6 protein-coding genes are annotated in these 11,512 nt (G+C 60.7%); 5 read left to right on the forward strand and 1 reads right to left on the reverse strand.

Annotation, left to right across the window (positions count from 1 at the left end; all coding sequences use genetic code 11):
* Positions 1 to 385 precede the first annotated feature (385 nt).
* Positions 386 to 1,051 (forward strand): DNRLRE domain-containing protein, encoded by a 666-nt coding sequence (locus tag IH881_18600; protein MCH7869710.1) that lies wholly within the window; start codon positions 386 to 388, stop codon positions 1,049 to 1,051.
* Between the two features lie 2 nt (positions 1,052 to 1,053).
* On the opposite strand, the gene IH881_18605 is transcribed toward IH881_18600, so the two are convergent.
* Positions 1,054 to 3,978, reverse strand: a complete 2,925-nt coding sequence (locus IH881_18605; GenBank protein MCH7869711.1) for a TonB-dependent receptor plug domain-containing protein — start codon at positions 3,976 to 3,978, stop codon at positions 1,054 to 1,056.
* Positions 3,979 to 4,334: 356 nt separating this feature from the next.
* Here IH881_18605 and IH881_18610 point away from each other — a divergent pair, with 356 nt between their 5' ends.
* From IH881_18610 to IH881_18625, 4 genes are all read left to right on the forward strand, one after another.
* Positions 4,335 to 5,399, forward strand: a complete 1,065-nt coding sequence (locus IH881_18610) for a hypothetical protein (protein ID MCH7869712.1) — start codon at positions 4,335 to 4,337, stop codon at positions 5,397 to 5,399.
* A gap of 10 nt (positions 5,400 to 5,409) precedes the next feature.
* Positions 5,410 to 8,373, forward strand: a complete 2,964-nt coding sequence (locus tag IH881_18615; protein MCH7869713.1) for a fused MFS/spermidine synthase — start codon at positions 5,410 to 5,412, stop codon at positions 8,371 to 8,373.
* Between the two features lie 6 nt (positions 8,374 to 8,379).
* Positions 8,380 to 10,590 (forward strand): tetratricopeptide repeat protein, encoded by a 2,211-nt coding sequence (locus IH881_18620; GenBank protein MCH7869714.1) that lies wholly within the window; start codon positions 8,380 to 8,382, stop codon positions 10,588 to 10,590.
* Between the two features lie 67 nt (positions 10,591 to 10,657).
* On the forward strand, positions 10,658 to 11,512 hold an 855-nt coding region (locus tag IH881_18625), incomplete at its 3' end, for a CoA-binding protein (protein ID MCH7869715.1).

The raw sequence follows: 11,512 nt of genomic DNA on the forward strand, positions 1-11,512 counted from the left end.
CGCGAGCCTCTTGTGCACTGAATTATCTACTCGCGCAAAAAGATTCTCCGCTTTCGACATCCGGTGATCCCGGGGTGGAATCCCCGAAATTCGTCCTTGAAATCGGCAACTTATACGCTTCCACGCGATTGGCGACAGCCTCAACGGAGTTCCTCGTCGCCAGACTTCTGCCACACCCTCCTCATGTTGCGCCCCTTAGTTGCCGATTGCTGATGGCATTACAGGGGGACAAAAAATGTTTGGAGGGAGTGGATTCGGACAGTCACCGAATGGGAAACAGGCTGTTGGTTCGGCGGGGCGTTCAGCCCGATACAAGCTGCCACTTCTGATTGTATTGCTTCAGTTGGGCTCATTTACGGCAACCTCGACCTGTTGGAGCATCATCATGGTGCCCTTCGAGGACACCATGGTTATCGAGTTCGAGCCCGATTCAAACTTCGTCTCCGCCCTGGGTCTCGAGGTCGCTGCGAGCCGGAACTTCGGCGAGGCCGTGTCGTTGTTTCTTCCCGATCTCAGTGTGATCGCTGTGGACTCTGTTCTGAGCGCTGTCTTCGAAATCGTCCGAATTGGTCCTCGCAACAACGTCTCGGGTCGGGCATCTCACCGCCCCGCCAGCTTGAATCCAGTGCTGGAGTTCTGGGTTCCCAGCGAAGTTACCTGGTGGAGCCGGCCCTCGATTGGCGCGCCCACCCTTTACCCCACATTCAGCCATGCCACGCTCTCTGGTGACTCACCCGAGAGGGCACTCCAATTCGATGTCACGGCTTTGCTCAACGCCTGGCTGGCCAATGATGGATCGTCAGCCTATGGCTTTGCAATGGTATCGCATGCGGTGAATGGCTATGACCACAATGTCTACGGATCTCTCGACGGTCCCGAGTGGAGTCAGCCGCGGCTGTACATCAGGGCCGTGCCCGAGCCCGGTACTCACCTGCTCGTGGCCCTTGGATGCGTCGTGCTTTCCGCTTCGCGTCGTCGAAAAAGTCGAAAAAGAAATCGAAAAAGAAGCAGAACTCGACGAGCGGATGTTCCCGCTGGCCCATGGGCTTAGAATTAGAAGTAGGCGGAGGCCGTCAGGCCGAACATGCGCGGGTCGTTCCACACTTCGAGGATCTGGTTCTGCCCGATCGCAACATCGAAGGCGTCGATCCGATAACGCTTTTCCAAGAAGTTATCGACCCAACCGGCAATCTCGAATCGCCCATCCGGAGTGCGGTAGGTAATCCGTGCGTTGTGCACCCAGAAGGCGCTCTGGGAGATGATCTTTACCGCCTGCGGGTCGAGGTAGACCCTCGTTCGGAAGCTGGTGGTGTACTGCGGGACGAGAGTCCCCCACCGAGACAAGGAAATTTCGTAGTTGACGAGAGCGTTGAAGCTGAAATCGGGCGCCGAGATCAATGGATTGCCGCTGTAGTCAAATGGCGAGACAGCACCTACACCGCGAGGCTGCCCAATTGCTTTGGTGACAAAGAAGTCGACGAACTCTGCGTCGAGCCAGCTGACACCAAATTGCACCTTGAACCCGGGTAGCGGGTAGATCGTCCCCTCGAGTTCTGCACCGATCACCCTGGCGTCGCTGTTGAGGAGCCTCTGAATCGGCAGCTCTCCGAACTCGTTCGTGTAGTCGAAAACCTGGAGATTCTGGTACCAGTAGCGGAAGGCCGCGAAGTTGAGGTGCAGTCGATCTTGGAGCCAACTGGACTTGAACCCAAACTCCACCGAGTTGATGAACTCGGGCTCTACTGGGTCGATCCGCTGCACCTGCGAGGCGTTCGACTGGATTGTGAGCCCCGCGTTGAAGTGACCGCCCTTCATTCCGCGGCCGAACTTGATGTACATGTTCAAAGAATCGAGGCGAGCGTCGTACATCCAATCGCCACCTGGCTGCCAAGCGAGTTGTACTTCACCCGTCACGCCGGTCCACACCTTTTGCTCGCTCGCCTCGGGAATCGAGTTGACGGAATTGCCGCCCAAGATCTCGATGTTGCTGTTGAGCGTGAATTTCTTGTGCTCGTGGTTGTACCTGATGCCGACGCTGACGGACACCTCGTCGAGCAGCCAATATTTCGCGTTGCCATAGACGGCACCGCTCGTGAGTGTCTGTTCGAAGAACTGCTCGAGTCGTCGACTGAGGAGCCCCGGGAAGATGTTCGAAGCGTCGAGGGACTCGTACAGTGTGAAGCCGCCCGTGGCCCACTCGTAATCTTCGCCACTCCCCTCGATGCGCAACTCCTCGGAAAATTGCCATGCGCTGTCGAAGAGGATTGCGGCGGCGGAGGACTCTGCGGTGTAGTCGCCTTCGTCTTCGATGCTGCGTTCATACCATTCGAAACCCGAGATCGAGGTCAGTTTGACAAATCCCGTGTCCCAGACCCCGCGAAGACTGGTGCCGTAGGCATCGAGCAACTCGAGGCCGTCCTGGTTGTAGAAGCCAGCGTCGATGTCGCTCCCTCCGCGGCCGCCCTGTTTTCGGTCGCCGTCGTTACTATCAAACGCCTCGAGTCCTCGTACCAATCGGGTCCCCTCTAGCGGCGGGAGGGTCCCGAATACGGTCGAGTTAGCGCCAGATGTCACGTCGGTTACGAATCCCAGGTTCTCTTTGTAAAAGGGGTCGCCCTGGTTGAGAAGGAATTGTGCGGCGAGCGCCTGGAGGCGCTTGGAATCGCCGAGGTTCTGGCCGCCGTGGATGTTCAGGACCCAGTCCATTCCTTCACCCACGTCGGGTTGAAAGCGCAATATCATGCGTGCAGCCCAGTTATCAACGTTGTTGACCTTTTTCTTGAGGCCCTGAAAGTCTTCCGGCAGCAGAATGTTTGGGTTGTCTTCTGTGAATGAATTCCAAAAAGGATCAGCATTCCCTGGCTCTAGTGGAAAAAAAAGTTGACCGGGTAGGGCAACTACGCAGACCCCATCGGGTGATATCTGACGCGCTGGGTCTGTGGTCCCCGGCCCTTCGGCAAACCTCGCATTCGCTTTTAGCGGAAATTTTGGGATCGGGTTGCCCTTGAGGTGCTCGTGGATGCCGGTGCCATGATTCTTCACGTGGTCGTGGAAATTAGGCGTACCGTCGTTTTCTGTGAAAAAGTAGGTCCCTGAGGGCTGGTCATTGCGGTGGGTCGGGTAGAGGTTGTTTGCCCAGTACTCGCGGATTTTCGTCTCGGTGAGCAGTGGTCTGCCGAGCGATTCTGGATCCCAGTTTGCGCAGTGGTTTGTGGTGAGGCCTTCGCGGAAATTCGCCGTGGCAGCCACCCGGACCGAGAGCAGATCTTCAATGATCGGTAGCGAGATCGCGCCCTCTACATTTATATTGTTGAAGTTGCCGTACGTGAAGCTGGCCGACGTTTCCGTTTCTCCGTCTGGCAGCGTGGAGTTGATCATGATGGCACCCGCGGTCGCGTTGCGTCCGTTTACGCTTCCCTGGGGACCGCGGAGCACATCGATTGATGAAACGTCGAAGAGCTGCCCGAGTTGGATCGCCGGGGCGTTGATGTTGATGCCATCCTGGTAGACCGCCACCGCGCCGGCCGCGTTCGCGTTGTAATCCTTCAGGCCGATGCCCCGGATGAAGAGCGTCGGGTTCGATGCGGCACTGCGGGTGTTGATCTCGAGGTTGGGCGTGAAGTCGGCGAGGTCGGCGATGTTCTGAATCCGCAGAGTTTTGATTTCCGCAGCGCTGAAGCTCGTGACCGAGACCGACATACTCTTGAGGAAGTCATCGCGGCCGCTGGCGAGCACGACCATCTCTTCGATGTCCTTGCTCTGCTCAGGGGCGGGGGCGTCCTCGACCTCGGGAACCTCGACCAGAGGCTCCAATTCCTCGGGTTTCTCGCGGGTAGCTGCGGTATGGTCGCCTTCTTCGGGGGCCTCAGCAGGAGTTTGCGTCTCGACAGGGGCTTGCGCGCCCGCGGGAAAAGTGATTGTCAGGATTGCAAGGCTCAGCACCAGGGTGCGTCCGAATCTGCTTAGCCAGTTGTTCAAATCAGTCATCGCCTGTTACAGTCGAACAGATTCCTGGGCACACGTCAATTATATTTAACGCCCTGGGAGAAATAATAAGTATATTAAACGGTCTCGAGCGGTTAATATGCGCGACTCTTGGTCGACGCGCCACCGCAGTCGCTGAAGCCGTCCATTCTAGCAGATGATCTTGAGGCAAGTAAGGAGACCTTCGAATGAAGTTGCGTTGGTTCGCCGTCGCGCTACTCGCGACTTGGTTTGGACTTGGCTGTTCGCCGGATTCCGAACCGTCTACCGCTTCCACCAGTCCTTCCGTTTCCGCTTCCCCTTTAGAGGGTATAGACACTCTTCGCGCTGCGCTCAGTGAACGAAATGAGTTGGAACGGAAGTATTTGCTGACGAGTTTCCTGAGAAAGATGCGTCCCGATGACGTGGAGTCGGTGCTCAAAGCAATCGAGGATCATAGAACGGGTATAACCCAGGACGATGTGCGGCTGATAATGTTGGCCTGGACGCGATTCGACGGCCCGGGCGCCTACAAGGTAGCCAGCGAATGGCCGACCCGATGGAAATCCGTCCTGATGGAAGAGGCGATTGCCGCCTGGGGCTACAACGACGGCCCAGCGGCCCTCGCGGAGGCCGCCAAGATTGAAGACCAAGGGCTTCGGGCAAAATTTCACTCCAGAGCGCTCTCCGGCTGGGTGAGTAGTGGCGATCGGCAAGAGGTAACCGCATTCGCTGCGAACGAACCGGATGCCCGGCGCCGCGGCCGGCTCGCTTTTCGCCTGGCTGGCCAGGCGAAGCGCGACGGACCGGACGCCATCATTGCCTGGGCGGAGGGCGTGCCAGATGACTCGCCGAACGAATTCAAAGCAGATGTCTTCGGTCACGCCTGTGGAACTCTCACGGTCCTCGACCCCAAGCGCGCGACGCAGTGGTATGAGAGCCAGATGAAGCACTGGTATTCCATGAGTTGCCTGTCCATGATCGCGAACAAGTGGTCTCGGGAAGACGATTCCGACGCTGTGATTACATGGGTAATGAGCCTTCCCGTCGAAGAGACCCGGGAGTCCGAACGGACCGATGCCGTTCGCAAACTTTTCAGAAACTGGGCCCCAATGAATCCCGAGGGAGCCGAGGCCTGGCTGAAGTCTGCTCCAGCTGGCCCAGCACGCGACAAGGCGGTCGATGAGTTCGCAAAGACCATCGCTGAAGCGTCACCTTCCGAGGCCCTCGAGTGGGTTAGACAGATGACGGACGAGAAGCAGCGTAAGTATCGCTCGCTCCGATATACCCGGATGTGGTTCGAGAGGGATCCCGAAGCGGCGATGGCATGGATCGCAGCTGCCGACCTCGACTCCGCACAGCGGAAGGCAATCTTGAATAACCTGCCGACCGCGAAACGTTCAAAAAAATCAGCGAACGCCCAGCCGGGCGGGTAGGCTACCGCGCATGCCCGCTCCAGAGCCCGTTGATCGGACGCGATTCGTCCTTCCGGCTGCATTGATCCTGACCGTGTTCACGGGCTTCTCGGGCCTCGTCTACGAAGTGGCTTGGCAGAAGTATCTCGCCACGCTCCTCGGGTCACACGCCGAGGCTACGGCGGCCGTGCTGGGCATTTTCCTCGGCGGTCTGTCCACGGGATACGCAGTGTTCGGCCGTCTGACCCGTCGTGTCGTCGCGCGGGCACAGACGCGCGGCGAACCTCCTCGGTTGCTGTACATCTACGCCCTCGTGGAGGCGGGGATTGGGCTCTACGCCCTGCTATTTCCCTGGATCTTCGGCCTTGTCCAGCAGCTCTCACTACTCGGTCCAACCGGCAGCGGGACAGGGTTTGCGTTCGATGTCGCGCTCTCGACGCTGCTCCTCGGCCCCCCGACCATATTGATGGGGGGCACGATTCCCATCTTGACACTGTCTCTGGCCGGCAACCTCGAGCGGGCAACACGCGTGCACGCCTGGATCTACGGTTTGAACACCGCTGGCGCCTTCGCGGGGGCTCTCGCTGGTGGATTCGTGCTGATCCCAGCACTCGGTCTCGACCCCGTCATTTATTCCATGGGTTGCCTGAATCTCCTCGCGGCTGCAGCCTTCACGCAACTCGATCGCCGCCACCGAGAGAACGTCCCCGACATGTCGCCGTCCGCCGACGCGGAAACGGTTCCCTCGCTGGGCACCTGGGCATCCGTTGCACTGCTGGCGGGCTTCGGGATGATGACGCTGCAGACGACCCTCAACCGAATGGGCGGTCTTGCGTTTGGCTCGTCTCAGTTCACATTTGCAATGGTCGTCGCGGTCTTCGTGCTGTGCATCGCACTCGGCAGTCTCGCTGTGTCCGTCTTCCACAACATTCCGCGCGGGTTCGTAGTGGGTTCCCAGTGGTTGCTGGTCCTGCTGCTGTTCCCACTCTATTTCGTGATGGGCGACGCCCCCTACTGGGCCCATCTCACTCGGGTGCTCTTTAGTACCGTCGAGCTTGCCTTTTATGGCTATCAGTTCGCCATCTTCATGGGTCTACTGCTTTTGTTCCTGGTTCCGATCGGGCTCTCAGGGGCGTTACTCCCCTTGCTCTTCAATGAGCTGCGGCGCGAGATTCGCGATCTGGGATCCGTCGCCGGCCGCTTGTACGCTTGGAACACAATCGGCTCGCTGCTGGGTGCTCTGGTCGGGGGCTACGTGCTCTTCTTCTGGTTCGATCTGCACCAAATCTACCGGATCGCGATGAGCGCCCTCGCCGTCGGCGCCGCGATCCTCACCCTGCAGGTGCTCCGGCCCCTGCCACGTCTGGTACCCGCGCTCATGCTATTCCCGACGCTGGCCGCGATCTGGCTCTTGCCCGCCTGGTCGGAAAAGCAGCTCGCTTCGGGACTCTTTCGATCGCGAGAGCCCACGCGGCACACGTTCAGCGGCGCGCAAGAAATGTTCGATCACCACATACGCAGTCTGGGCGAGGTGATCTTCTACAAGGACGGCCCTTCGAGTAGCGTCACCGTCTTCGAGTACGGTGGAGAGCCGGAGACGCGCGCCATTATCGTCAACGGAAAGCCCGACGGGAGTCTCACGGGCGACTATCCCACGATGGCCCTCAGCGCACTGATCCCCGCCTTGCTCGCAGAGAGTTATGAGCGCGCGTTTGTGATCGGGTGGGGAACCGGTGTCACGACGGGTGAACTCGCCGCCCTCGACGCGAACCGCAGCGTGCGCGTGGCCGAGATCTCGAGGGCTGTCATCGCGGCGGCCCCATTCTTCGACGTCGGAAACATGAATGCATCGAAGAACCCGAAGGTCAATATGCTCCGCGGCGACGCGTATCGCACGCTGCTGCGAAGCGACCGGAAGTTCGATTTGATCGTCTCGGAGCCCAGCAACCCGTGGGTTACCGGCGTCGAGATGCTCTACAGCCGCGAGTTCCTGCAGGCAGCGAGGGAGCACCTCGAGCCGGGTGGTGTGTATGCGCAGTGGTTCCACGTCTACGAAACCGACTCTGAGGTCGTCGCTCTCGTGCTCCGCACCTACGCCGAAGTGTTCCCGCACATCTCCGTCTGGTTCGCCCTCGGGTCGGACCTGCTGCTAATTGGCCACAATCGGATGGACCGCGCGCTGGACGTCGACGCGCTCGCGAAGCGGTTTGCCCAACCCGATTTCACTGCCGGGTTCGCCCGGGTCGGGATCACTAGCTTTGCCCAGCTCCTCTCCCACGAGTTGGTGCCCCTCGGCACGATTCACGCAACCGAACTCGAGGGCGAGATCCAGACCCTGCGGCATCCGCTCTTGAGCTACTGGGCCGCCAAGGCGTTCTTCCTGGGAAAGCCGGCGTACCTCCCCAATCTCTCCAGCTCGATTCACCGGGAAGTCGCACTGCGGAACTCACTCCTCCATCGTTATTCAGGCGGTGCGGACATCCTGCCCGAGCGGGTCATCGAGACGGCGGCGCGCGAGATGTGTCGGCTCAGACGCGCGGAGCAGTGCGCCACGCTAATGGCCCGCTGGCAGCTGGACCGTCCGGGATCTCCACGATTCAAGAAAACACTCTCGGAGCTGCGTCAGATCAACCCCGCCTCGCGCAGCCAACTCACCGACAAAAACTTGAGGAAGCTGCGGATGCTTTTCGACGGCAGCGTCCCGGTCGTCCCCCCTTCCGCACTGCCGACCCAGGCCGAATCACTTACGAAACGGTTCTTGCAGCACTACCATCACGTGGTGCCCTTCGACCGACGCGTGATCGAGGCCGCCTGGCGCCGCTGCAACGTCGACGATTGTGATATCAGACAACAGGACGCCTGGGAGACATTTGGTCCCTTCGGCGGATCCGCCTTACACCTGTCGGAATCAGCCGCTCCAGGGAAACGCGAACCAACGGTGTCGGCCCTGGACACCAAAGAACACGATCAAAACTTCGACAGCAAGGAGAATTGAGAGAGGATGTCCCCCGTCATACGCGCCACCCTGCGAATCCCTCTTCTCGCCTTTCTTCTCCTCGCGCTCGCGTGCGGTCCGAGCGATCCATTGGAAGAGATCCGAGAATTGCACAGCACTGGCAAATTTACGGAAACTCTCGCTCCGCTGCGGAAGATCGTCGACAAGGACCCATCGCAAAGCGAGGCGTTCTTGCTGCTCGGGACGGCACTGCTGCGTACGGGCAGCGGTGGGCTCGCCGTGTGGCCGCTTCGCAAGGCCGCCGAGGCGACCGAATACAGGGTCGTGGCCGGCATGCTCCTGACCGAGGCGATGATCGAGAGCCGAACTGCACCCGATGCGGTCGAGGAGATCGATCTGGTCTTGGCGATCGAGCCCAATAATCTCGACGCCCTGATGCTGCGAGTGGAAGCCAACAAAGCAGCGGCGAATCACGATGATGTGCTCGTGGCCATCGATCGGGTGCTCGAACAGGATCCCACGAACCTCCCGGTGTTGGTGACTCGTGTGACGACGCTGATCTCGCTGAATCGAATCGAAGAAGCCAACGCAGCTCTCGATGTCGCACAGTTGAACTTCGACGCCGACGACGGGACGATCGCGGTGGGGATGCTCGCGAGACTGTGTGTCGCCCGCGCCTTGTTCGCGTTCGAGAATGGCGATCACGAGACGGCAGACATGCATTTTGCCGAGTGTGCCGAGCGATTTCCCACCGAGAGAGTCGCCGTCGAGGAGATCGTCTCGTATTACGATCGGACCGGACGATACAAACGCGCCACCCAGGTCCTCGAACGCGCCTCCGCTGAGGCGAAGAACAGTGGCGTGTTTCGCACGAACCTCGCACGGCGGCACGGAGCCATGGGCAATATCGATGTGGAGGAGCGCATTCTGCGCGAAGAAGCAGAGTCGCGGGAAACCGCGATTGCGTGGTTCGTTCTCGCTGATCACTACGTGTCGCGCGACTTGTACGACAAGGCAATCGTTGCTTTCGAAGAGGCAGTCGCGATCACTCCGGGAGCGCCGCGTCTTCGCTTTGCCTATGCCGACACCCTTGTTCAGGCCCAAGAATTCAAGAAGGCCCGCGAGGCGATAAGCCGGCTGGACCAGTCCGAACTCCGAAACCTGGTTCTCGGCCGCATCCTCCTCGGCGAGGGTAATGCCCGGGGGGCGCTCAAGGCCTTCGAGGCTGGAATCAAACTGTGGCCGAACAACGCAGTTGGACGTTTTCTGGCCGGACAGGCCGCCGAGCGTGTCGGCAACTTTCCGCGAGCGATCTCTCATTACCGCGAGTCGTTTCGAACAGATCCCGGCGGCACCGACGCCGGCTACGCGCTGGCGGAGCTCTACGCTTCACAGGGCGTGACCAACGACGCACTGCAGATCGCCAATCGCTATATCCACGCCCATGCCAGAGACCCCGATGCGTATCTCTTGAGCGTCCGCCTCGCGCATTCGGTTGGTCGACGCAAGATCGTCACCGAAGGATTGCAGCGCTTGAGCCAGATGCCCGGGCAGGCTGCGGTTGCGTCCGCCGAGGAGGCCACGTTGCTGGCTTCAGACGGCAAGGCCACTGAGGCTGTGCAGGCCGTAGAGGCGACTGGTCTCGATCTGACGGACCCCTCGAACGCGATTGCGTTCCGGGTTCTGATCGAGCAGCTCGGGATGCTTGAACAGCACGAGAAGGCAGCCGGCCTGATCGATCTGTCGCTGGCTGCGCATCCCGACAAGGCGGTCTTCTTTGAACTGCAGGGCAGCGCACTCTCGACCGAGGGCAAGGCCGACCGGGCGCGCGCGAGCTACGAGCGTGCCTTGGAGATGGAATCCACGAACTGGCGGGCCCTTTCAGGCCTGGCCGCCCTCACCGAAAAGGCCGGCGATTCCACCAAGGCACTCGCACTCTACGACCGAGCCATCGTGGCCAGCCCGGAGGATCCGGGCCCCGCGCTCGCTGCGATCGCACTCGTGCGCGAGCAAGATCCCGAAGATACCGTGAGTCGGCTGGTGCGCTTTCTCGACCTGCACCCGCGGACAGCATCGGCGGCGAATGAACTCGCGGGGCTCCTCGCGGATCGTGGCGAACTCAACCGGGCTACCAGCTACGCATCCCGCGCGGCCTGGTTCCGTTTGCCGGAGGCCAAGGAGACGGTTGAGCGAATCGAGAAGCTTCGGGCCGCGGCAGCGCCAGCTTCCGCCTCAGAGGACGAGTCGACCGAATAATTGAGGCTTGTCGCCCCGGCCCTGCGGCCTAAAGTATCTGCTGACCGATGCTGAAGGAGTGCACCACGTGGGTTCTGTGTCTGGCGCCGAATCGCGGCGGCCGCGTCAGGATCTGACGCCGCTGCTCCACGCACGCTCGGTCGCGATCGTCGGCATCAGCGGGCCCGAGCGCTTCGGCGGAATACTCTTCAACAACCTCATGAAGTTTGGTTACCCGGGCGAGATCTTCGGCGTCAACCCGCGCTACGAGACTCTCTACGACCGCCCGTGTTATCCGTCGCTGGGCGAACTGCCCGAGCGACCCGATTGCGCGCTGCTTGCGGTGCCGAACGAACGCATTGTCGATGCGCTCCAGCAGGTCGCCGACTGCGGAATTCCGGCCGCCGCGATATTTGGCAGCACCTGGTCGGAGCCCGGCGAGGGACCCACGCTCCAGCAGCAGCTAACGGAGATCGCGCAGGCCAATTCGATGGTCGTCTGCGGACCGAACTGCATGGGTTTCGTGTCTCCGGACCGCCGACTCCCGATCTCCGGCTATCGCGTGAACCCGGAGACGCCGACGGGTCGCGTGACGTTGATCTCCCACAGCGGCTCGGTGTGGGAGGCGTTTCTACAGAACCAGCGCGGGGTCGCGTTCAACTACATCGTGTCGCCCGGAAATGAGATGGTCACGACCGTCGCGGACTACATGCAGTTCGCGCTCGCGGACGAGTCCACCCGCGTGATCGGCCTGTTTCTCGAGACCGTTCGAGACGCGGACACCTTCCTGGCCGCACTCGAGGAGGCAGCCGAGCGGGACGTACCCGTCGTCGCGCTGAAGACCGGACGCAGCCAGCGCGGCGCGCGCCTCGCGCAGGCCCACAGCGGCGCGTTGGCCGGCGACAACGCGGTGGTCGATGCGGTCCTCGACCGGTACGGCGAG

The organism is Myxococcales bacterium (genome assembly GCA_022563535.1).
GTDB lineage: Bacteria > Myxococcota_A > UBA9160 > UBA9160 > UBA4427 > DUBZ01.

Bases quoted from the DNA above. Each gene is read 5' to 3' on its own strand.
- IH881_18615 (MCH7869713.1), top strand. From the start codon at position 5,410: ATGCCCGCTCCAGAGCCCGTTGATCGGACGCGATTCGTCCTTCCGGCT.
- IH881_18600 (MCH7869710.1), top strand. From the start codon at position 386: ATGGTGCCCTTCGAGGACACCATGGTTATCGAGTTCGAGCCCGATTCA.
- IH881_18620 (MCH7869714.1), top strand. From the start codon at position 8,380: ATGTCCCCCGTCATACGCGCCACCCTGCGAATCCCTCTTCTCGCCTTT.